The sequence below is a fragment of the Shewanella sp. 1311 genome, assembly GCF_059338235.1.
Genome location: NZ_CM181686.1, coordinates 2,727,146 through 2,750,620, shown reverse-complemented (window position 1 = coordinate 2,750,620; position 23,475 = coordinate 2,727,146). Strand labels below are relative to the sequence as shown.

The 23,475-nt window shown below is 47.2% G+C and carries 20 protein-coding genes and 1 pseudogene; 10 read left to right on the top strand and 11 right to left on the bottom strand.

The features are described 5' to 3' along the window. Positions 1 to 20: 20 nt before the first annotated feature. The 5 genes from AC5YB3_RS12370 to AC5YB3_RS12350 are packed head-to-tail and all read left to right on the top strand — an operon-like array spanning position 21 to position 2,985. Complete coding sequence (locus AC5YB3_RS12370; protein ID WP_126493241.1) at positions 21 to 389, top strand: DUF3325 domain-containing protein; 369 nt, start codon at positions 21 to 23, stop codon at positions 387 to 389. Positions 390 to 397: 8 nt separating this feature from the next. After that, positions 398 to 1,324, top strand: coding sequence for a MotA/TolQ/ExbB proton channel family protein (locus tag AC5YB3_RS12365; RefSeq protein ID WP_494527184.1), 927 nt, complete (start codon positions 398 to 400; stop codon positions 1,322 to 1,324). After that, the gene (locus tag AC5YB3_RS12360; protein WP_006079463.1) at positions 1,308 to 1,778 is read left to right on the top strand and encodes an ExbD/TolR family protein; all 471 of its coding nucleotides are present in this window, start codon (positions 1,308 to 1,310) and stop codon (positions 1,776 to 1,778) included. The genes AC5YB3_RS12365 and AC5YB3_RS12360 overlap by 17 nt, the downstream gene beginning before the upstream one ends. Next, complete coding sequence (locus AC5YB3_RS12355) at positions 1,778 to 2,182, top strand: ExbD/TolR family protein (RefSeq protein ID WP_014620481.1); 405 nt, start codon at positions 1,778 to 1,780, stop codon at positions 2,180 to 2,182. Before AC5YB3_RS12360 ends, AC5YB3_RS12355 begins: the two co-directional genes overlap by 1 nt. After that, entirely contained in the window at positions 2,179 to 2,985 is an 807-nt protein-coding gene (locus tag AC5YB3_RS12350; protein WP_494525410.1) for a TonB family protein, read from the top strand. The genes AC5YB3_RS12355 and AC5YB3_RS12350 overlap by 4 nt, the downstream gene beginning before the upstream one ends. Before the next feature lie 109 nt (positions 2,986 to 3,094). Here the strand turns inward: AC5YB3_RS12350 and AC5YB3_RS12345 are convergent, their stop codons facing one another. Beyond that, positions 3,095 to 3,841: a class I SAM-dependent methyltransferase gene (locus AC5YB3_RS12345; protein WP_006079459.1), complete on the bottom strand. Its 747-nt coding sequence runs from the start codon at positions 3,839 to 3,841 to the stop codon at positions 3,095 to 3,097. Positions 3,842 to 4,107: 266 nt separating this feature from the next. On the opposite strand from AC5YB3_RS12345, the gene AC5YB3_RS12340 reads away from it, so the two are divergent. After that, a complete protein-coding gene (locus AC5YB3_RS12340) occupies positions 4,108 to 6,372 on the top strand; it encodes an EAL domain-containing protein (RefSeq protein ID WP_494525409.1) in 2,265 nt (754 codons plus the stop codon). Positions 6,373 to 6,464: 92 nt separating this feature from the next. Beyond that, positions 6,465 to 7,310 carry a 23S rRNA (adenine(2030)-N(6))-methyltransferase RlmJ gene (locus AC5YB3_RS12335; protein ID WP_006079458.1) on the top strand — a complete coding sequence of 282 codons (846 nt, stop codon included), beginning with the start codon at positions 6,465 to 6,467 and terminating at the stop codon, positions 7,308 to 7,310. Between the two features lie 68 nt (positions 7,311 to 7,378). On the opposite strand, the gene AC5YB3_RS12330 is transcribed toward AC5YB3_RS12335, so the two are convergent. The 3 genes and pseudogenes from AC5YB3_RS12330 to AC5YB3_RS12320 all read right to left on the bottom strand — a co-directional run bounded on the left by AC5YB3_RS12330 (position 7,379) and on the right by AC5YB3_RS12320 (position 9,788). Further along, on the bottom strand, positions 7,379 to 8,134 hold the full coding sequence (locus tag AC5YB3_RS12330; RefSeq protein WP_259582098.1) for a lytic transglycosylase domain-containing protein: 756 nt from the start codon (positions 8,132 to 8,134) through the stop codon (positions 7,379 to 7,381). Beyond that, positions 8,134 to 9,172 (bottom strand): annotated as a pseudogene (locus AC5YB3_RS12325) (DUF3137 domain-containing protein). Before AC5YB3_RS12325 ends, AC5YB3_RS12330 begins: the two are co-directional and overlap by 1 nt. A gap of 49 nt (positions 9,173 to 9,221) precedes the next feature. After that, entirely contained in the window at positions 9,222 to 9,788 is a 567-nt protein-coding gene (locus AC5YB3_RS12320; RefSeq protein WP_006079455.1) for a LemA family protein, read from the bottom strand. A gap of 572 nt (positions 9,789 to 10,360) precedes the next feature. Here AC5YB3_RS12320 and AC5YB3_RS12315 point away from each other — a divergent pair. Continuing rightward, on the top strand, positions 10,361 to 11,983 hold the full coding sequence (locus AC5YB3_RS12315) for an AbgT family transporter (protein WP_494525408.1): 1,623 nt from the start codon (positions 10,361 to 10,363) through the stop codon (positions 11,981 to 11,983). A gap of 74 nt (positions 11,984 to 12,057) precedes the next feature. Here AC5YB3_RS12315 and AC5YB3_RS12310 read toward each other — a convergent pair whose 3' ends face one another. From AC5YB3_RS12310 to AC5YB3_RS12295, 4 genes are all read right to left on the bottom strand, one after another. Then, positions 12,058 to 12,381: a hypothetical protein gene (locus AC5YB3_RS12310; protein ID WP_006079453.1), complete on the bottom strand. Its 324-nt coding sequence runs from the start codon at positions 12,379 to 12,381 to the stop codon at positions 12,058 to 12,060. Between the two features lie 37 nt (positions 12,382 to 12,418). Then, a complete protein-coding gene (locus AC5YB3_RS12305; RefSeq protein WP_494525407.1) occupies positions 12,419 to 12,682 on the bottom strand; it encodes a hypothetical protein in 264 nt (87 codons plus the stop codon). Positions 12,683 to 12,815: 133 nt separating this feature from the next. Further along, positions 12,816 to 15,950 carry an efflux RND transporter permease subunit gene (locus tag AC5YB3_RS12300; RefSeq protein WP_259577578.1) on the bottom strand — a complete coding sequence of 1,045 codons (3,135 nt, stop codon included), beginning with the start codon at positions 15,948 to 15,950 and terminating at the stop codon, positions 12,816 to 12,818. 9 nt (positions 15,951 to 15,959) lie between these two features. Further along, positions 15,960 to 17,105: an efflux RND transporter periplasmic adaptor subunit gene (locus tag AC5YB3_RS12295; RefSeq protein ID WP_494525406.1), complete on the bottom strand. Its 1,146-nt coding sequence runs from the start codon at positions 17,103 to 17,105 to the stop codon at positions 15,960 to 15,962. 899 nt (positions 17,106 to 18,004) lie between these two features. Between AC5YB3_RS12295 and AC5YB3_RS12290 the strand changes: the two genes are divergently transcribed. Continuing rightward, positions 18,005 to 18,751 (top strand): TorF family putative porin, encoded by a 747-nt coding sequence (locus AC5YB3_RS12290; RefSeq protein WP_011845425.1) that lies wholly within the window; start codon positions 18,005 to 18,007, stop codon positions 18,749 to 18,751. Between the two features lie 132 nt (positions 18,752 to 18,883). Here the strand turns inward: AC5YB3_RS12290 and AC5YB3_RS12285 are convergent, their stop codons facing one another. Then, positions 18,884 to 19,573 carry a DNA-3-methyladenine glycosylase I gene (locus tag AC5YB3_RS12285; protein ID WP_006084667.1) on the bottom strand — a complete coding sequence of 230 codons (690 nt, stop codon included), beginning with the start codon at positions 19,571 to 19,573 and terminating at the stop codon, positions 18,884 to 18,886. A gap of 207 nt (positions 19,574 to 19,780) precedes the next feature. On the opposite strand from AC5YB3_RS12285, the gene AC5YB3_RS12280 reads away from it, so the two are divergent. Beyond that, positions 19,781 to 20,428: a glutathione S-transferase family protein gene (locus tag AC5YB3_RS12280; protein ID WP_006084668.1), complete on the top strand. Its 648-nt coding sequence runs from the start codon at positions 19,781 to 19,783 to the stop codon at positions 20,426 to 20,428. Positions 20,429 to 20,453: 25 nt separating this feature from the next. Here AC5YB3_RS12280 and AC5YB3_RS12275 read toward each other — a convergent pair whose 3' ends face one another. Both AC5YB3_RS12275 and prlC read right to left on the bottom strand, forming a co-directional pair. Continuing rightward, positions 20,454 to 20,984: a thioesterase family protein gene (locus AC5YB3_RS12275; protein WP_006079446.1), complete on the bottom strand. Its 531-nt coding sequence runs from the start codon at positions 20,982 to 20,984 to the stop codon at positions 20,454 to 20,456. Positions 20,985 to 21,168: 184 nt separating this feature from the next. Further along, a complete protein-coding gene (gene prlC, locus AC5YB3_RS12270) occupies positions 21,169 to 23,208 on the bottom strand; it encodes an oligopeptidase A (protein ID WP_494525405.1) in 2,040 nt (679 codons plus the stop codon). Positions 23,209 to 23,475: the final 267 nt, after the last annotated feature.

Below are 23,475 nucleotides of genomic sequence, written 5' to 3'. Positions count from 1 at the left end.
ATGTTAAAAGGAGAGGATTAATGCCTAAAGACCTGCTGTTAGTCGCCATATTTAGCACGGCCTACCTCAGCTTTGCTTTGTTCGCCCTGAGCCAAGTACGGCATTGGCGCGTTGTTTTCGATAAGGCGCTACCCACTCAAAGGGTGGTGTTGACCCTGCGCTGCCTAGGCATCTTGATGCTAAGCATATCTTTAGCACTGTCGCTGGTGCGCGACGGTGTCAGCTTTGGCAGCCTGCTTTGGATAACAATGATTGGCATGGCTGCACTTGCCATCGCCTTAACCTTAGCTTGGCGACCTCGCTGGTTACGGCCTGCAGGTAAATTATTCTCCTTCACTTACCCAGATACAGGGCGAGTGAACCATAAAATGAATCAAGTTAAAGGTTGATAAAATTGATGATATTGAAAGCCGTTTTACTCTCATTGGTATTACTTGCTGTGCCACTCGCCAGCTGGGCGCAGGAAAATGCCAGTGCCGATAACAGCCAAGCCACGTTACCGCTCAACACTGAGACTCATGCCATTGAGCAATTGTCTTCAGTACCTGAAACGGTAGTTTCAGGTGTGCAACCGCCAACGGAGGAAGCTTCCGCTACAGATATGTTAGCAACATCGACTTGGTGGAACGATGCCCTCGCGCTGCTGGAGACGGGCGGCACTGTAGTGGTGATATTGGTGTTGATGTCATTGGTTGCGATGACGATTGTGCTGATGAAACTTATCCAGTTTCAGCGAGCCGGACTATGGCAACGTAAACCCGCAAGGCAGGCATTGGCACTATGGCAACAAGGCAAGCAGGAAGAAGCATTACAGCTTGCTGCAGTAAGCCGCAATCCCACAGCACAGGCAATGGCACAAGCGATTCGTGGCATCACACGCCAACTACCTGAATCTTTAGTGCGTGAAGAAGTACTGCGTTATGGCTGTAATGCGCTATTTCAGTTAAGACGCGGATTGCGCCCACTAGAGGTCATAGGTTCATTATCACCACTACTGGGATTACTGGGCACGGTAATGGGTATGATAGCAGCCTTCCAACAACTCCAAGCGGCGGGTAATAAAGTGAATCCGGCGATTCTATCGGGCGGAATCTGGGAAGCCTTGCTAACCACAGCGGTCGGCTTGTGTGTCGCAATCCCAGTGGTGGCATTGCTGAACTATCTGGAGCGCCGCGTCGATCACCTCGCACATGAAATGGATAACTTAGTGACGCAACTGTTTACCCCAGAGTTATCAGCGGCCAGCACTTATCAAGCACCAAACACAGTGGTTACACCACTCACAGCCAGTAACAAACAGGCACGCCATGCAAGCGCCCTTTAGTCAACGACCAAGACTCACGGCTCATCCTTCAAAACGTAAAGCTGTGATTAGCTTAACGCCACTCATTGATGTGGTGTTTATCCTATTGGTGTTTTTTATGCTGTCTTCCAGTTTTCTAGACTGGCGCACTGTGGCGCTCGATACCAGCACGGCAGGTAGCCCCGCTCCCGCTGAGCAAGCGCCATTTTTAGTACAAATTAGCGCAGACCAACTGCAACTAAACGGCGAAACGATCACACTGGAAGCATTACAGCAAAAAGCACAAGGGCGCCAGCCTGCAAGCCAAATGGTGAGCCTACAGCCGCAGGCGGATACTCCAGTACAAAGGTTAGTACAGGTATTGGATGCACTTAATGCCGCAGGGATTGCGCCGCTAACACTGGTAGAAGACTCCAATTGGCAACCCGCACCTGCGACGAAAGCGGACGGCAATAATATGGAGAACAGCCACTAATGCATTTTCCTGAACGTCGGCCAGACCAAACCGAAGAACGTATTTTGCCGCTGATTAATGTGGTGTTCTTGCTGTTAATCTTTTTTATGATCGCAGGTAGCCTTTCAGTGACAGCGCCGTTTGATGTCACTCCACCGGTCTCGCAAAGTGATGGCGTAGATGAACCGGATGCAGTGCTCATCCTAATAAGCCGTGAAAACAAGCTCGCACTCGATAATGAACCGATTACGGAAGCAGAACTGTTAGCACGCATCGATATGCTGCTGTCCGCCGAGCCAGAAACCCAAGTCACGCTAAAAGTTGATGGTGAGTTATCGGGAAACCAGCTCGTGCATTTTACCCAAGCCTTGTATGGCGTAGGTGTTAAAAAGCTGCGTTTATTAACTGAGCTGGGGGCCAAATGACAGACCAAGAGTTCGCGCCGAACATAGCGCAATGCTGCATAGCTTTGCTGTTAGCGGCTTTTTTGCACATCGCCTTAACGGCTGCAGTGTTTTGGTCACCAGCAGTAATAACGCCCACGGGTCAGGCTAAAGCGGTTGGCAACGGAGGGATTGAAATTTCCTTAGGGCCTGCAGGTAGCGCAGCGAGTGCTCTGCCACAAACGACGGCGCCAGTAGCTGAGCAAAAATCTGAGCCCATTAAAGAGCAAGTCGATAAACCAGCACGACTGCCACCCATAACAAAGAAAGCAACTCCCACACTAAGTACCAAACCTAAACCCATAGCGCCAACGCCTCAACATGAGCGAACAACTCAGTCCGAAGTGGATGAGCAGCATAGCAGTCCAACCGAAACCCCATCGCCGACAGCGTTAGCAGCGTCGACCAACGAAGTAAGTCAAAGTGGTGAAGGCCATTCCGCAGAACAGAATAAGGCGGCTAGCGGCGATAACATGACTGGAGGAGGTTTGCTTGGCGATACCCAAGACTACACTGCGACTTTATTAGCTTGGTTAGAGCAACATAAGGAATATCCGCGTACCGCACGTAATCGACGTCAGCAAGGCACTGTAATGCTGTATTTTGTGTTGGATCGCCAAGGCAGAGTCAGCGCGAGTCGAATTGAGCAAAGTTCGGGCTATCAAACATTAGATGCAGAAGCACTAAAAATGTTGGAGCGAGCCCAGCCCTTACCTGCCATACCCGATGCAATGCCAAACGAGACGTTAGAACTTGTTGTGCCAGTGCAGTTTTTCTTACGTTAAGCTGCGCCGTGAAATAGAACATCCTGCGGACAAACTTATCGACCTAGTTATCATATTTAATGAGTGCCTTGCTTGTTTGTCTGAGCAATCATGTAAATAGGTATAAACCCTATTTCATCGCGGCTTTTACGTAGACATCGAAACGGTTTTTCTTAGTTTCGATAACAGTATTTGGCTTAACCCCGTCCAAATCTTCGGCGTAGTCTGGGCGCTTAACGACGACACGTTTCGTTGCTAAAGCCAAAGCAGGGGCGAGTAAGCCATCGGCGTCTAAATCGGCACCGACTAAGGATTGGAATACACGCATTTCCTTTTTAACGAGGGCCGACTTATCGCGGTGGGGATACATAGGGTCGAGGTACACCACATCCACCTCTTGTGCCAATTTCGATAGGGCTTCGAGGCTCGAACCATGGAACAGGCGCATCCGCTCACGCATCCAGTCACCGATTTCAGCATCTTGATAGGCGCGGCGCAGACCATCTTCAAGCAATGCCGCAACCACAGGATGACGTTCAACCATAGTTACAGTGCAACCAAGGCTTGCTAGCACGAAGGCATCGCGTCCTAAACCTGCAGTGCCATCAACCACACTTGGCATTACCCCTTGCTTTAATCCCACGGCTTTAGCGATGGATTGGCCGCGACCACCACCGAACTTACGTCTATGGGCGACGGCGCCAGTCACAAAGTCCACCACTATGCCATCGAGCTTAGGCTCATCGCGTTTATGCAGTGATAAAGTATCTGATTCAAAACGCAATTCGAAGGTCGCATTCGCATCGTAGACGAGTTGCCAACGTGCACAAATATCCACAAGTGTTGGGTATTGCTGATTGAAAAAAATCGGGGTCACAGGCTGTCTTCTAACCAACGAAAATGATGGCCATTATGCCTAAAAATCTGGTTTATGAATATGCCAGTCAGCAAATCACATCAGCAAACTCATCACTGTCTTAGTCAATTTGTCGCAGTGCACCCTTAAAGATTCAAACAAGCATCACACTGTAATGCACTGATTTATAAAGATAGTAATCTATTTGTATAACAATTAAGTGATTTATGTTATATGTTATATCCCCATTCAACCTGCGTGACTTCCGTATGGGATAAGGACTCTTTTTGCTTCAATGGCTGAAAGGTTTTTTGTTTATTAGGGATCGAGACTTTTTAAATCCTGATAGAACAATATTAAAAACCAGCTTATTGCGGATTATTCTGCTCAGTGGCGCGATGTTGACCGCTAGCATAGTGCTGCATAGCTCTTTAATTGCGTATCAGTTAAACCTCGCTTTCATTATCAGCATTACGGTCAGTTTTTTAACCGTACTCTTCTTAACTTTATGGTTTACACGCAAATATTTACTCGCCAGCTCAATTAGCCTGCTTGCTATGGTCATTGCCGCCTGTATTTCTATACTCTTGTTTGTCCCAGACTTTAACTTATCCCAGGCAGGGATTACCTTCTTATATACCTTGCCCTTAATGGCGCTTTTTCTATTTGGCAGAAAAGTGGCCGTTATCATGATGTTTTTTAATGTATTGCCTTTTTTACTGCTGCTGCGTAACCAAAATATTCCCCCGATTATTGATATTGATATCAGTCTGCCTGCGACCCACGCTTATCTGAATGGCTTGCTGTTTGTCTTTTTTAATATCTGTATTCCCTTGTCGGCGATGCGCCTGCTAAAAACCCAGAAAGTCCATGCGCAGCAAATGATCCAGCATCAAAATGATCTGCAACGTACCTTAGATCAATATGCTGAAATCTTTGAAAATAATGGTACCGCTTCCTTCTTCTGCAACGAGGACGGCGTGATCCTCAACCTGAATAATGCGGCGAAAGAAATCGCCGGAGAGGTCACACTAAACCGCACTCGCCTATGTGACATTTTTGAACTTACCGAAGATACCAGCATAAATTTACTGGCGGCCGCGTTTCCGACCCATTTAAAGAAAAACAACGACGCTAAATATCTGCTGCAGAAAGCCTCATTAGAGCACCATGACACTTTGTTGTTTCACTGCCACGATGTCACAGAACAGGCAAACCATGCGATTGAACTAAGCCGACTTAAAAAGCATCATATCAGCACACATTTCTATGATTTAGTGACCGGATTACCCAACGAGAATCACTGGTATAACCCAGCCCCAAGCACGATCCATTTGGATATGACAGTCGCCTTAGTCAAAATTGATAATCTGAGTCAAATCAATGCGGCATTCGGTATCAGCGTCGGGGATGCCATCCTAAAAGCCTTTGCGACCGAACTCAAAAATCGCTTTGGGCATCACGCAAAAATATACCGGTTTAGGGGAGCCTCGTTTGCGCTTGAGTTTACCAGCCTGCCGCTGATCTCCCCCGAAAACCTCGCACTACAATTACGCGAGCGTATTCCAACAAACCTGCAGCTCAAACAAGAACAACAGATTGAATATCATCTCGAGTGCCGAGTCGGTTGCAGTTCGGGTAATAAAGCCTCACCGCAGCAAGCCGCAGAGCAGTGTTTAATTGCCATTAAACAAACAACCCAAGCTAGCCCAGTCATGGTGTATTACATTGGTTTGATTAATAATCTTCTCGAAGCCTCATCGCAAAAAGCTAAAATTCGCGACGCATTGAAACATAATCGTCTGGAAATGTGGCTACAGCCTAAAGTAAGGGCCGATGGCCACATTATTAGCTTTGAAGCGCTGGCAAGAATGTTCGATGAAGACGGCACTATGATTATGCCGAACACGTTTATCCCTATCATAGAGTCATCCCAATTACAGGCAATTTTTGCGATAAAAGTCTTCAGGCAATTACTACAACTGATCCGTTCTTGGCCGAAAAATGTGCCTCTGGTCAGGATAGCCTTCAACTTATCTGGGCAGGATATTTTGTCGGATCGCTTCTTTAAAGTATTGATCCAAACCTATATGAATCACCCCGAACTCATCCCATTATTAGAAATTGAAATCACTGAAACCTCAGTATTTTCAACCCATAAAGAAACGGGCCGACGCCTAAACACCTTAGCTCGCATGGGAGTGTCTATCGCCATTGACGATTTTGGCACTGGCCATGCGTCATTAAGCCAACTCATTGATATCAGTGCCGACACGATAAAAATCGACCGCTGCTTTGTCAGTCAAATGGGCATTAGTGAACGCCATACCCAAATTGTCAACGCCGCCATCCTGTTAGCCAAGAGCTTAAAACTCAACGTCATAGCCGAAGGTATCGAAACCGAAGCCCAGTTATTGCAACTCACGGCGTTAGGATGTGAACAATTTCAAGGCTATCTATTCGGTAAACCCGCACCCGCGAATCTATGGCTGAAAACCTTTCAAATGCAAACGCCCACACACTGGTTCGCCAATAAAAAGAGCGCCAACTGAGGCATTAAATTTACGCCTACAAGCATCGCAGGTATAATTGGCGTCAGGCATTTGCCTCTCTTTGCTTTGTTTGCAAATTACTAGGATCCCCCATGTTAAGTTACCGCCATGGTTATCACGCTGGCAATTATGCCGATGTGTTGAAACACGCCATCTTGCTTCAAACCTTGCAGCTGATGCACAAGAAAGACAAACCACTCGTGTATATCGATACCCATGCGGGTGCAGGTGGTTATGCTTTAAGCGATGAATTTGCACAAAAAACCGGTGAATACCTCGAAGGTGTAGCTAAGCTTTGGGATAAAACTGATCTGCCGCAATCGCTGCAGGACTATGTCGCCGCCGTGCGTCATTTTAATGAAGAAAATCCTGACGAACTCAACTTCTACCCAGGTTCGCCTGCCATTATAGACATGGAATTGGGGCCTAAAGATCGCATGGTGCTGCACGAGCTGCACAGCACTGATTATGTGTTGCTGGACGATTATTTCTGCGAAGACAGACAAGTAAAAGTGATCAAAGGCGATGGCTTAAAAGGCCTTATCGCCGCAGTGCCACCCTTAGAGCGCCGCGCTCTAGTGCTCGTCGATCCTAGCTACGAGATGAAAACCGACTATCAAGATGTAGCCGAAACCCTGATCAAAGCGCATAAACGTTTTGCTACGGGCGTGTTTATGCTTTGGTATCCAGTGGTAAATCGCGCTCAGACCGAAGGCATGTTATCGCGCCTCGCCAGCAGTGGTATTAAACGTCAGCTAAGAATTGAGCAGGCGATTAAACCCGATTCGGATGAGTTTGGCATGACAGCGGCAGGGTTATGGATCATCAATCCGCCTTGGCAGTTAGATGAAATCGCAACCGAATTAATGGATTACTTAGGTAAGACGCTCGGACAAGCGGACGGTAATATCACAGTAAAATGGGAAGTCGGCGAATAACCTTCTACTCAAATGGCGGCGATGATCTCAGGTTTTCGCCGCTTGATTTAAGTTCACAAAGCCTACAGCTAAACGCCCTTCTGCTCGCGATAACGCTTTAATAGAATTTTCACCCGCTCAACATAGGCTTGGGTTTCAGGATAGGGCGGAATGCCATTGTACTGCACCACAGTTGTTGGCCCCGCATTGTAGGCCGCGCAGGCCAAGGCCACATCCCCGTTAAACTGTTTGAGCATTTGCGCCAGATACTTACTGCCACCTAAGATATTTTCTTCGGGTAAAAACGCGTTTGCCACACCCATTTCTTTAGCCGTTTCAGGCATTAATTGCATCAATCCCATCGCGCCAGTACGCGACAATGCTCGCGCATTGAAGGCTGATTCTGCGTGGATCACGGCGCGGATCAAGGCGGGGTCGAGTTGATGTTTATGGGCAGCACGGGTGATCAGGGCATCGTAATTGGCGGTAAATAAACGGATACCATTCCAATCTATAGTCGAGTCGGGGCGACAGGCAAAACAGTCATACAACAGAATTTGATATGGGTTATTGGCAGGGGCTTTGTCGGTAAATACAGTGACACCATTGGCTTGTTGGTATTGATAAATCTTGAGTTTTTCTAAGCCTTCACGGCTGACTATGCCGCTCTCTGAATATCTGGCAACGATACGCGGCTTAGCTTTAACGCTCGCCTCCTCCGCTTTTATACTCGTCATCAGACTCGATATCAGCCATAAACACAGACCCAACACGGCAAGGCGGCGAGGCGATAAAAAGGCCGCTGCCATTTGTGTACGAGTCGGTGCTGAGCGAGTGAGCAACATCAAAGTCCCGTGTGCTGATTAAGTTTAAGTACTTCAATAATAGCAAAGAGTTGCTTCATCTCTCGGTTTATCTGACTAAAATTCTGCTGAAAAGGTCGCGCCATTAAAAATGGACTGCATTTGAAAACGCGTTCTGCGATTTGGCAGGAACATAATCAACTTGTTGCGAAAGAAAGCGCATTGAATATTTCCACCAAAATGCTTGGCAAGTTCCTGTAAGCGCTCCATAAATGCCGTATTGAGCAAATAGCGAGACTCTACTTGATCCGTTGAAAACACATCGAACTCTTTTTCGAATTGCGGATCTTCAAGTTTCACTCGCACCAGTCCGGCATGGCTGTCGGACAGGAAGTTCGCTAAACCACCGCGATCCCTCAGCACCACAGTGTGGCCCATAAACGCTTTATGGCTACTCAGTTCAACCACTAAGCCACTAAACTGGGTTTCGGTGCGGGTAACAGTTCTGCGCCTATGGGTACTGGCATCCAGTTCTTCGACTTGCACATTCTGGGTCAGGGTGAGTTCATTGACCGTCAACTCAACGCCTTTATAGCGGCCTTGAATATAGTCACCGAAGCTCACTTTGTCGTATTGCGGCAATACTTTAGCCGCAACGAGTCGATTCATATCGAGGCGCATTTCGCGGCTATAAACAAAATCATCACCGAAATATTTAAACATCAGTGGATAAATATCCCGCTGAACCAGATGTTTAAAATCTCGAGTCGGCGCAAAGCTCCACCAGCTCAACCCAACTAAAGCAAGCAAGGGTAAAGGCGGGAAATAAGCAACGCCGCGGTAATAGCCAATCACAGTGAGTAAGGTCAGCCCAAGTACTATCATCAAACTCAAATATAAACGTTTACGCGCCGCCTTAAGACAGGCCACGCGCTTAGTTTCATATTTACGACTAATGGGGGCTAGGTGTTCTTCGTAATACGCTTCGAGTTGAGGAAGTTCATCCAAATCCGCAGACAAACCAACATGACCCCGATAAGTCCGAATCGGGCTACCTAAAATAAAGGTGAGAATATTCATATTGATATCATAGTATTGCAGGGTGATAACTCACCCTGCGTAACTAAGCTTACAAGTATTCGGCCGCATCTACGGGCGCTTTTGCCGCTTCGCTCACCTCATAGAATGGCATCACTTTAATACTCGCCATAGAAGCGATAATCGAGCCTGGGAAGATTTCAACCGCAGTATTAAGCTCTGACACTGCCGAGTTATAGAAACGCCTCGCTGCAGAGATATGCGCTTCGACCTCGTTATAGGTCTGCATCGCCTGCAACATAGTGTTGTCGGACTTGAGCTCGGGATAGTTCTCCACATTCACCATCAAGGCGCCCATTTTGTCATTCAACCGCTCAGCCTGAACTAAATGCTCTTTAACGGCACTCGGATCGGCCTTGTTGTAATTATGGCTGAGCTGAGTGCGTAATTCGGTGATTTCTGTGAGCAGCGACTTTTCATGATCCATAAATCGTTTGGCGATTTTTAGAATATTAGGCACAAGATCGGCACGTTTGGTTAGCTGTACATCGATACCCGACAGGGCCTCGAGTGCAGTATTGCGCTTTTTGACTAGGCTGACGTACCAAAGATAGGTAACGATAAAAATCAGCGTTAATCCCAATAACAATTTTTCCATCTTCCATCCTTAGGTTTCTTATTCTTGTTAACAGGATACAGCTAATCATAAATGAGTGGAAATTTCACCTATGGCACAGGTTAAGACGATGAAATTATTCGCAGGTCAGAGCTGGCAATGGTGAAAGTGGCTATCTGGAGCTTCAACCACCAGCAAAACTCGCCTCTTTAGGCGGAAAATTGTGATCCTGCACATTAAAAAGCGCAATTAAAATATAAATTTAACGATATTCAGCTCCGATACAGCAAACAAGGTCTATAGTGTATTGGCACAACATTAGAGCATCCAATTTTGCTCGTGAATACTGGACTCCTCGAGAGTCCATTTTTTTATCCCCATTTTGCCCACATCACTTCCACGCCGCCAATCGCAACATTTAAGTTTCAATTAAAACTTAACAATCATACTTTCCGGCTAATTTTTTAACTTTTACCTTAGCTTTCCCCCAGAATACTTGCTGCCAGAGTCATCCCCTCAGCCACCTTATCCAGAGTCGGCCGTCGGCAATGCCTCGCGTCTGTTCTAGGGTCAAAGATAGTGCGCTGCGCAAAGGTCGACATAAAGGAAGAACGATGAGTTTCAATTCCGGCGATATCCCCCCAAAAAAGGCCTCGGAGCCAGATCCACAACATGGCGATATCAGCGCCAGTGGTTGGTTTGTGCGTTTTCTCAATATTGTTGAACGCTTAGGTAATCTTCTCCCCCACCCAATCACCCTATTCGCGCTGTTCTGTGTCGCTGTGGTCGTCATTTCAGGTATCGCGGGTTACTTTGGCCTGACCGTTGTTGACCCAAGACCTATTGGTTCCCACGGCCGCAGTGCCGATGGTTTAATCCATGTGGTAAGCCTAATGAACGCCGAAGGCTTGCGGATGATAGTCTCGCATCTGGTGACTAACTTTACTGGCTTTACGCCGCTTGGCACTGTGCTCGTCGCACTACTCGGCGTCGGGATTGCAGAACGTTCCGGCTTATTATCCGCCGCTATGCGCGCCTTAGTCATGGGCGCCTCAAAGCGATTGGTTACTGTGACCATAGTCTTTGCCGGCATTATGTCCAACACGGCCGCCGAGCTTGGCTATGTGGTATTGATCCCTATGGCAGCGATGATTTTCCACTCCCTAGGTCGCCATCCTCTGGCGGGTTTGGCGGCAGCTTTTGCAGGAGTTTCAGGAGGCTATAGCGCTAACTTGTTACTGGGTACTGTCGATCCCTTATTATCGGGCATAACCGAAGCTGCGGCGCGCATGATAGATCCTGAGTACAACGTCGGCCCAGAAGTGAACTGGTACTTCATGTTTGTTTCCACCTTTGTGATCACTTTCCTCGGCGCCTTTGTTACCGAGAAAATCGTCGAGCCTAAGTTAGGCAAATACCAAGGTGATGATGCGGATGAAACCGTACTGCAATCGATGGAGATCGTTAGTGAGATTGAAAAGCGTGGCTTAAAATGGGCGGGGTTATCTATGTTAGTGCTCGCCGTTATCCTAGCGCTTTCAGTCGTCCCCGAAGGTGCGCCGCTGCGTCATCCAGAAACTGGCCTTATCTCAGGTTCGCCCTTCCTTAAGGGTATAGTCGCCTTCATCTTTATTTGTTTTGCCATACCGGGCTTTATTTACGGCAAAATAGTGGGCAGCATCAAAAATGATAAAGATGTCATCAATGCCATGTCCCACAGCATGAGCACTATGGGCATGTATATCGTCCTCGTCTTCTTCGCCGCGCAGTTTGTCGCCTTCTTTAACTGGAGTAATTTAGGTGCGGTACTCGCAGTGTTAGGGGCCGATGGGCTGCAATCTATAGGCTTGACTGGCCCTATTGTGTTCCTGTTCTTTATTATGCTTTGCGGCTTTATCAACTTGATGCTCGGCAGCGCCTCGGCACAGTGGGCCATTACCGCCCCGATTTTCGTACCTATGCTGATGCTGGTCGGTTATGCGCCCGAAACAATTCAAGCGGCATACCGTATTGGAGACTCAGTGACTAACTTAGTCACGCCTATGATGAGCTACTTCGGTTTGATATTAGCGGTCGCCTGTCGTTACCAGAAAAACCTCGGTATAGGCACGCTGATCGCCACTATGCTGCCGTACACCCTGGTGTTTTTCGTGGGTTGGACAGCGTTCTTCTTCCTGTGGGTATTTGGTTTTGGTCTGCCCGTCGGGCCGGGCGCTGCGACTTACTACACGCCTTAATTTCAATAAAAAGGGCGTCGATGATCAAGTCGACGCCCTTGCTTTATCGGGTTGATCCACTGAAACCCGTAGATTTAGTCGTATAACCATTCCATCAACAGACTGCAAATGAGCAAAAACATGCCTAGATTAAACACATAGGTCTGCAGTGTGGATTTTTCTGGCGTGTCCTTAGCTTGCGACACTATTTGGCTCACTGACATAAAAAATAACTGCGGGGTTAACCCCATGCCGACAAATAACACGGCGGCACCGACGCAGCGGGTTAACTCGGGCACAGCAAGCGCCGGCAAGTAAAACGCATATACACCATAGGCCAAAAACGCCAGCGCTATGCTATGGCATATCATTCCCACGATAAGTTGCTTAGTTGCAAGATTACCCCACGAAAACACCATGTCACCCCTACACTCAGCTTAACCAGAACTATTGATGCTATTGGGCGCGCAGTTTATCTCGCTTACGATGAATCTGCCCCCACGTAAACCAACCAAATAAAATGCCGCTAATGGGATAAATATAGAGCGCTCTTTGCAGTTCCGCCCAGAATGGATCGCCCAAGATAAAATAATGGATTAAGGCGACCATGAAGGACACCAACATACCCCAGAAAAATACGCCAAAGACTAAAATGACGTACATCTTACCCTTTGCAAGTAGTGCATCTAGTTTTTGCAATTCCAATGCTGCATCATCCATGTTTCGTCCCCTTAACGGCCTAAGCACAATATGCCAGAACTCGCGCACAGTGCCTATCCATCTTTATAACTAACAGCATTTAAATAACAAAAAGCCCCGCAATTGCAGGGCTTTAGTTTAGAAACGACTGAGCTTACTCAGCTGAGCTTGGCTTCTCTTCCTTACCTTTCTTCTCACGCTTACTGAAGATACGCTCCACTATCACGAAGAATAATGGTACGAAGAAGATACCTAGGAAAGTCGAGCTCATCATACCGCCAAGTACCGCAGTACCGATGGCGTTTTGGCTACCAGAACCCACACCCGAGCTAATGGCTAACGGCACAACACCTAAACCAAAGGCAAGAGACGTCATCAGAATAGGACGCAAACGCACACGTACCGCATGCAAGGTCGCCTCGACTAAGCCTGAACCTTTCTCGTAGAACTCTTTCGCGAATTCCACAATCAAGATGGCATTCTTGGTTGCTAAGCCCACTGTGGTTAACAGCCCCACTTGGAAGAACACGTCGTTTGGCAAGCCGCGACCGTTCATTGCAACTAAGGCACCGATGATCCCGAGTGGCACCACCAGCACAACAGCAAACGGCACCGACCAGCTCTCATAGAGTGCCGCCAGTACGAGGAACACCACTAAGATCGACAGGGCATACAGCGCAGGCGCTTGGTTACCCGATAAACGCTCTTCGTACGATAAGCCGTTCCACTCAACACCAAAACCAGGAGGAAGCTGCTTAGCAAGGTCTTCCATGATTTCCATCGCCGCACCGGTACTGAACCCAGGAGCCGTAGCACCCTGAATGTTCATCGACGGTAAGCCGTTAAAGCGCTCTAGACGTGGTGAACCGAATTCCCATGTACCAGTGGCAAAGGCAGAGAATGGCACCATGTCACCCTTGTTGTTTCGCACGTACCAAGAGTCTAAGTCTCCTGGTTGCATACGATACTGGGCATCACCTTGAACATACACTTTCTTCACGCGGCCGCGGTCAATAAAGTCGTTCACATAAGAACCACCCCAAGCAGTGGCAAGTACACTGTTCACATTAGTGATTTCAATGCCTAATGCGCTTAACTTAGCGTGATCTACATGTAATTGATAAATCGGCGCATCTTCTTGACCGTTAGGACGCACGCCCACCAGATTTGGATTCTGTGCCGCCATGCCCAGCAGTTGGTTACGTGCCGCCACTAACTTCTCGTGACCTTGGCCGTTCTTATCCTGCAAGTACATGTCGAAACCGTTAGCCGTACCCAACTCGATCACCGCAGGCGGTACGAAGGCGAAGACTAAGGCATCTTTCATCTGGCCGAACACACCCATGGCGCGACCCGCAATAGACTTAACGTCCATGCCAGGCGCTTCACGTTCAGACCAATCCTTCAAGCCAACGAAGGCGATACCCATGTTTTGCCCTTGACCCGCAAAACTGAAGCCTGCCACGCTAAATACCGATCTCACGCCTTCTTCAGCCATAAAGTGATCAGAAACTTTCTCCAATACTTTTAGAGTGCTTTCTTGGGTTGAGTTAGTCGGCAAAATCGCTTGGGTAAACAAAATACCTTGGTCTTCGTCTGGCAAGAAGGCGGTAGGCATACGGATGAAGATCCAACCCACTGCAATCACCAGCACAACATAAATCGTCATCACTCTGAAGCTGCGCTTGATGATACCAGCTACGCTCGATTCATAACGATTAGTCAGCTTGTCGAAAGTACGGTTAAACCAACCGAAGAAGCCTGTTTCTATGTGACCATGGCCCTTCTTGACTGGCTTTAACATAGTCGCACACAGTGCTGGCGTTAAAATCAACGCCACCAGAACAGACAGCGCCATCGCAGAGACGATAGTGATAGAGAACTGACGGTAAATCACACCCGTTGAACCTGACATAAATGCCATAGGTACAAACACAGCAGATAGGGTCAGACCAATACCGACTAAGGCACCGGTAATTTGATCCATCGACTTACGCGTCGCTTCGAGTGGACTTAAGCCCTCTTCGGACATCACCCGCTCGACGTTTTCCACCACCACAATCGCATCGTCCACCAGCAAACCGATGGCGAGCACCATAGCGAACATGGTTAGGGTGTTAATCGAGAAACCCGCCATCGATAGAATCGCAAAGGTACCCAGCAATACCACAGGCACTGCAATAGTCGGGATCAAGGTTGCACGGAAGTTTTGCAGGAAGAGGTACATGATAACGAACACAAGTACGATAGCTTCAAGCAAGGTATGCACCACACCTTCGATAGATTGCTCTACGAAAGGTGTTGTATCGTATGGATAAACCACTTCTAACCCCTGCGGGAAGAAAGGCTTCATCTCAGCAATTTTTTCACGAACCGCTGATGCGGTATCCAGCGCGTTAGCACCCGTTGCTAGCTTAATTGCTAACCCTGTTGCAGGTTGACCATTATACAGTGACACCACGGCATAACTTTCAGAACCTAACTCAACTCGCGCCACATCACCGAGGAAGACATTTGCACCTGAAATATCCGATTTAAGGATAATCTTGCGAAACTCTTCCGCCGTTTGTAAGCGGCTTTGCGCCGATACGGTCGCGTTCAGCTCTTGGCCAGCCACAGATGGCGCGCCACCTAACTGTCCAGCGGAGACTTGAGCGTTTTGAGAACGAATCGCCGCAACAACATCTAAGCTGGTTAAGCTGTATTGAGTCAGCTTCAACGGATCTAGCCATATACGCATCGCGTATTGGGCACCGAACAGCTGAATTTCACCTACGCCCGGAACACGGCTCATAGGATCTTGAATGTTCGCACCCACATAGTCGGCAATATCGCCTTTATCTAACGAACCGTCGGTCGATACGAAGCCTAATACCATTAAGAAGCCAGAACTCGACTTGTTAACGTTAACCCCTTGCGACTGCACTTCTTGCGGTAACAGGGTCATAGCGCCCTGTAACTTGTTCTGAACTTGAACCTGTGCAATATCCGGATCGGCTTCGGCGTTGAAGGTTAAGGTAATAGACGCATTACCAAAACTGTCACTGGTTGAGGAGATATAACGGAGGTGATCGATACCCGTCATACGTTGCTCAATCACCTGAGTCACAGAATCTTCAACAATCTTAGCGGAAGCGCCAGGATAGTTAGCACTGATCACCACGGTCGGTGGTGCAATGTTAGGATATTGAGACACTGGCAGCGAGCGGATCGAGAGGATCCCCGCCAGCATAATAATCAAGGCGATCACCCACGCAAAGATGGGGCGATCAATAAAAAAACGTGCCATAGCTATGCCCTATTGTGCTTGCGTTTCAGAAATAACTTTGGTGGTTACTGGAGCGCCTGGACGAATTTTCTGCAATCCTTCCACAATCAGTTTATCGCCCACAGCTAAACCAGAAGTGACTCGCCATTGGTTGTCAATCACTTCAGCGGTCGTCACAATTTTCAATTCAACGACACCTTGGTCATTCACAACCATAGCCACTGCTTGACCCTTAGAGTTACGCGTGATGGCTTTTTGTGGAACCAAGATAGCCTGTGGATCAGTACCCGCATTCAACATAGCGCGAACATACATACCAGGTAACAAGATACCTTCAGGGTTCGGGAACTCAGCGCGCAGAATGACTGAACCTGTGTTTGGGTCCACACTCACTTCGGCGAACTGCAACTTACCTGGATGGCTATATTGTGTGCCATCTTCGAGTAACAGCTGCACATCAGCATTTTCTGAAGCTTGTAGCTTACCTTGCTTCAACTTAGCTTTAAGACGTAACAACTGCGCACTCGATTGCGCGATATCCACATTGATAGGATCAAGTTGTTGAATCGTCGCCAGCGTTTGGCTTTGGTTCGCGGTCACTAATGCACCCGCAGTCACACTCGATTTACCGATACGACCAGAGATAGGCGCTAATACTTCAGTGTATTGCAGGTTGATTTTAGCTGTGTTAATCGCAGCTTCTGCCACGGTGACATTCGCTAATGCTTCTTTATATGCCGCTTCAGCTTCATCAAATTCTTGCTTACTGATGGCATTGGTTTTCACCAGTTGCTGATAACGTGCAGCCTTAGCTTTTGCTGAGGCTAAACCCGCATTGGCTCTGGCTAAATCGGCATTGGCACTCACTAACGCGGCTTTATAAGTTGCAGAGTCAATTTGATACAAGGATTCACCCTGTTTCACATTGCCACCTTCAACAAAACTACGCTTAGTGATAATACCGCTCACCTGTGGACGAACTTCGGCCTCGAGGAAAGCTTTACTGCGTCCGGGTAATTCCACCTGAATCACTTGTGGCTGGGCAACAACATTAAGGATTCCCACTTCCATACTACGTGGGCCAGCGCCCGCCTGAGCTTTCTCTTCTTGAGGGCTGCAAGCTGCCATCCATAACGCCACGCTTATAACTGAGGCAAGTTTAATTGTCTGCCGCATGAGAACTCCTTCAAATATTAACTGCCCACATACCAGTACACTTATTGCGCTGACACGAGCCGTAATTGTAACTAAAATCAAATCCGTTATTTATCTCATAGCCTATATGAATCAACAAGGAAGATAACGAAACTAAATTGTAAACTAATGAAAATTTTCACTCATTCGGCATTACTATATTCATCGAATTGTTATTCGATTTAAAAAGCCTGTTAACTTTGAGCAACATTGTTAGAGGGATATGCCGTAAAACACCCAATAAGCCTACTCCATATTGAATATGTTGCAAATCTGTTCATATTCTAAACTTGCCGTAGGCCAAGGCTCACAGCTCAATAGCGTTAGCTTAACCGCCACTTGTTGCAATAATTTGTACATAGAGACGAAAACGCAGCGCTGTTGTTTTTACTCAGGCCACTCTCAGCATCAAGTCGCTAAAAACGACCCTATCAAGACTGACAATACCGAAAGAGAGTAAACAAGGAATTAGCTTCAGACTGCCTGCGCGTAAAAAACATCATTTAGCGGATTAATGTGCAGTTTGTTACCTCAAACATATGGCCGAAATACGGCGCCAATGGCTTGAGTCAAACCCACAACAATAAAAGTAACCGTCTCAAATTATACTGAGTGGGTTATTTTAGTGGTTAGCCATAGGCGGAGCAAACCCGAAATCCAGTTTAATACCCCATTAAATGAAACTCAGACTCCCACAATTAACACTTCTTTAATGACGAATATTGCTTACAAAGCTAAAAATTCCTCGCTTAAAAACGCATTTGTTCATATTAATTCACATATTTTCGTGATTGGTTCATTCCAAGCATCACGGCTATTCACAAGTTATTTTTACGATAATGGTGCGCTAACAACTCCCAATAATTTGAAATAATTTTGAGATGATGATTATGAAGACTCGCACTAAATTTCTGCTCAGTGGGGCGTTACTTTCCCTTGCTATGACTGCTCAAGCGGCCGATGACAACCAGCTCTTTGGCGGTACGATTAATGCCAATGTTAACTTTGCCTCCGATTATGTGTTCCGCGGTGAATCTGAAACCTTAGACGGCGATATCCCCGTAGTGCAAGGCACCTTAAGCTGGAATCACAATGAAGGTTGGTATGCTGGGGTATTTAGCTCCAACATCAAGTTTGCCGATCCTAATTTAGAGATCGTTACCGCGCCTTTTATCGGCAAAGCCGGTGAATTTGGCGACTCAGGATTTACCTATGATGTGATGCTGTTTTCATACCTCTATCCAGGTGCATCCTATTCAAACTACACAGAACTCTGGCTCAAAGTGGGCAAACAGTTTGGCCGCGCCAATTTACAATTAGAAGTCACACCCACAGTCGATGACTGGTTTGGTGTTGATGGCTGGCACGGCGTGAACTACGCCTTGCACCCAAGCTACAACTTCGATAATGGCGTAAAAATCTCAGGCTCTGTCGGTTATCAAGACTTGAGCGGTGAAGGTGCCGAAGGTTGGGGACACTGGAACTTAGGTCTAAGCAAAGTATTCTACGGGTTGAATTTTGATGTCCGTTACCACGGCAGCACAGTGGATACCGACCACAAGGTCTATGGCACTCAGACTGAAATTTTCGATGACAGATTTGTCGTGGGCATCAGCAAAAGTTTTTAAGTGTAGTTCGTCGCGTTACCCGCTCATCCGCTGCTTCCCTGCGGCACTCCAGTGGCTTGATTAATAGAGCCTTGACCAGCCCCGCGGCTGGTCTTTTTTATGTTGCACTTACATATGCTAAATCTAAATATCCTAAATTCGATTATCCCCCACGCTACAAGCCAAAATACGGCTGATGTCGGCCAAACAACGCCCTGATTCCTGTTGCCACTGATTAAAAACAGCTTGTACTTGTTTAAGCGCTGTCTGCGACGTAAAACCCGCATCGACTAACTTGTGCGCTTTAAAATAACCTTGCACATCATCGGTTAACAAAAAGGTATCTTTACCAATGCCGCGCAGAAAATAAGGACCTGTGTTGCCGCCCAGTCGGGTACCGCGTTTCTTTAACAGTGCCCACAAACCGATAATATCCTGCGTCGGCCAAGCCGCGATCAGCTGTGCCAAGCTGCCATGTTCGCGAGCAACATCGTGGATCATTAAGGCGTTGTCATAAATAGCTTGGGTCTTTTTTAGATGGCGGATCAGCGTCGCATCACTCGCCCGCGCTTGAATTTGTTCAGGGGATAACATCAACACTTTATGCGGTTCAAACCCAAAGAATGACTTCTCATATTCAGGCCATTTATTAACAACCACCCGCCATACAAAACCACTTTGAAACACCTGACGGCTCATCGCTGACAATAATTCAGCATCACGATACTGGCGAATTTCATCATCGGACAGGCAACCAGACAACAAGGCTTCGAGTCCCGCAGCCCCGCCTTTGCGCTCACTGGCTCTGGCATAAATAGATGAAAAACGCTCTAACTGGCTCATATTATTACCTTTAAAATGATTAAATCCCGACACTTTTGATATGTCGTTAATAATACCGATTTTTATCCTTGATGGATCATTTGGCTTTGCAGCTAAAAATTGTGTTTATCCCTGCATTTTTTAGAAAAACTCTTACAGCAAGCACCTTAATTACGACTAAAATTAAGGCGTAAAGTCAGTAAAATTCAGGGTTTGGAGTTAGTGCCTATGGAGCTTTTTTATCACCCCTTATCTCGCTATTCACAAAAGGTGCTGATCGCACTTTATGAAAAGCAGGCCAATTTCTATCCCAGAATCATAGATCTGCGCGACCCTTTTTCACGCAAGGAATTTCACCAAACCTATCCGCAGGCGAGAGTCCCGCTGCTCAAAACCCACGATGAGCTGCTTGTCCCCGAATCCAGCATTATTATTGAATACTTAGATAGGCATTTTAATAACAGTACCCAGCTGCTGCCCCAAGAACCGCAACGCAACTTACAGGTGCGTTTGTTCGATCGCATCATAGACAATGATATTAATAACCCATTATTTCAATTAGAAAAGTTGAAGCATACCGAGGACAGCAACGAGTTCGAAATCAAACAATTAGAGAAACAGCTACTGGCACAATTTCAACGCTTAGACACGCAACTCACGCAACACCATTGGGTTTGTGGCGACAGTTTTACCTTAGCCGACTGCGCCCTAATCCCTTGTTTAAGTTATAGCTTTCAACACTTAAATCTATTGGATTTGGATGAAATCGTGCGCTATTGGCAACAGGCACAATTACGCGGCGCTTGGATGTTAGTACAAGAAGAGGTGTTGCTGGCTGAAATGGAGGAAACGGCGGGAATAAGAGGCATACCTTAGCGGGGTAAGCCATGCCTCAACAAGATCACATATTGCGTTCTTTCTTCAACTGCAAAAATGCTTTCCACTTCACGACTTCTGGCGGCAACTCAGGTGCAGCATCGGTATAACCCGCCTCTTTCACTAACACATCTAGCGGCACTTGCTTACCTTTGCACACGAACACGCCGCGCACATGCACGATACAATGCAGGCCACGTTCGCTCACAAAGCGTTGTTCAATATAGAAATATTTCTCATCCCAACCGACGACTTTGGTTTCAATTTCAAAGGTTTTTAGCGGCTTGATATCGCGAATATAGGTAAACTCGGCGGCGTTAACTATCGGCATCCACTTCAACTTTAAGAAACGTTTCAGCAGACCCATCTCAGCCAACATATAAGTCCGCGCCAGATCCATAAACGCGGGATAGCGGGAGTTAGTCAGATGGAAATTGATATCGCAATCACTCGGTAAAGCACGATACGTGATACGGCTTGTCCCTAAAAAATCGATCTTACGGCAGTGACGCGTGCGCCAAAATAACAACCAAAACAAACGAAAATACAGATTCATAACGAGTCGCCCTTGGAATAAGAGCCACAGGCTAACAGAGGTCATACCACAGGGCAAGCGGGATCTATGTCACAAAAAAAGCGCCGTTAGGCGCCTTTTTATCCTTTAGCAAAACTAAATGCTCAGAGAAAATCAGCCCGTTATAATGGGCTGATTTATCAAGGCGAACAATTGCTTATCTAGCTTATGCAGCAATGCCTGAATGTCTTAACAGGGCATCGATATTCGGCTCACGTCCCATAAACTGTTTGAACAAGTCCATAGGTTCGGCTGAGCCACCCATTTCGAGGATATTGTGCAGGAAACGACGACCCGTTTCAGGGTTGAAAATCCCTTCCTCTTCGAAGCGGGAAAACGCATCCGCCGACAGCACTTCTGCCCATTTATAGCTGTAATAACCCGCAGCATAACCGCCCGCAAAAATGTGGGCAAAACCATGTTGGAAACGGTTAAAGTCTGGCGGCGTTAATACGGCGACCTGACGACGCACTTCGTCTAAGGTTTCTTGAATGCACGCGCCTTTAGCGGGGTCGTATTCGTGGTGCATTCTAAAATCGAACAACGAGAACTCAAGTTGGCGCAGCATCATCATGCCAGATTGGAAGTTTTTCGCCGCCAGCATCTTATCTAACAAGGCTTTAGGTAATGGCTCACCCGTTTCGAAGTGACCAGAAATTTCGGCCAAGGCTTCTTCCTGCCAGCACCAGTTTTCCATAAATTGGCTCGGTAACTCGACCGCATCCCAAGGCACACCATTGATACCTGACACACCTGCAACATCGATTTTGGTCAGCATGTGGTGGATACCATGGCCAAATTCGTGGAACAGGGTCGTCACTTCATCGTGGGTAAATAACGCAGGTTTATCATCAACCGGACCATTAAAGTTACAGGTCAAATAGGCCACTGGCTTTTGCAATCCATCGGCGGTTTGACGGCGCACACGGCAGTCATCCATCCAAGCACCGCCACGTTTACCTGTGCGGGCATATAAGTCGAGGTAAAAACTGCCTCTGTGTTCGTCAGTTTCGTCGAAAATATCGAAGAAACGCACGTCTTTATGCCAACGATCAAGGTCTTTTTGCTCAACGATTTTAAGGCCGAACAAACGCGATACTGTGTAGAACAAACCCGAGAGCACTTTATCTTCAGGGAAATACGGACGCAGGATTTCCTGTGAAATCTCATACTTGTGCTGCTGCAACTTCTCGGCATAGAAACTTAAGTCCCAAGATGCCATTTCGCTCACGCCGTATTGTGCCTCAGCAAACGCTCTCAGCTCGGCCACTTCTGCCTTAGCTTGATCCTTTGAGCGCAGCGCTAACTCATTTAAAAATGCCATCACCTGCGCCGGCGTTTCGGCCATTTTCGTCGCTAGGGATTTGTCGGCAAAACTGTCAAAACCGAGTAACAATGCAAGTTCGTGGCGCAGTGCTAGGATTTCGTCCATCAGCGGGCTGTTATCAAACACGCCAGCATTGGGGCCTTGATCCGAGGCGCGCGTAACAAAGGCGCGGTAACACTCTTCGCGAAGACTGCGGTTTTCACTGTAAGTCATGACAGGTAAATAAGAAGGAAAATCTAAGGTAAATAACCAACCTTCTAGCTCACGTGCCTCGGCCATCGCCTTAGCGGCGGCTTTGGCAGACTCTGGCAGGCCCGCAAGCTCAGCTTCATCTGTGATCAACTTAGTCCAAGCTTGGGTCGCATCCAGTAATTGATTCGAAAAGCCACTGGTGAGTTCAGAAAGACGTTTGACCATTTCGCCATAACGCACTTTTTGCGCGTCATCTAAGCCAATACCCGATAGTTCAAAATCGCGCAGGCTGTGTTCAATCACCTTCTGCTGGGCTTGGCTTAATTGTGTAAATTCATTCGATGCACGCAGGGCTTTATAGGCTTGATACAAACCTTGGTGTTGACCAACATAGGTGCCGTATTCCGACAATAGCGGCAAACAAGCATCATGAGCAGCGCGCCATTCATCTGTGCTGGTCACTGAATTCATATGAGAAACGGGCGACCAAATTTGGCTCAGCTCATCGTCAACCTGTTCTAGTGGCGCGACCAAGTTGTCCCAAGTGTAAGGACCTTGATTCTGCAGCACTTGATCAATCTTAGTGCGGCACTGAGCAATGGCATGCTCAACGGCGACTTGAATATGTTCCGGTTTAATCTGTGAAAAAAGCGGTAATTTTGCGCCGCTAAGCAAAGGGTTGCTCATATTGACTCCTCAACAATCTGTATCACTTATAGATAAGGGCTAACGGGCTATTTATCAAGGCGAGAAAACCGATTGCCCCCTTCGAACGCCTTGCTAACGCTATTTCTGCTTAAAAAAAGTGAACTCGTTCGCATTTAGCATTTACGCTTAATGTACCTAAGCATTATTGTCGGCTTGATCGCAAATCGAATCAATTCGCATTAACACTTACCTGTGGGAAAGGTATTCTCGCCCTAACAAACGCATTTCTACCTAAATCAGCAAAAA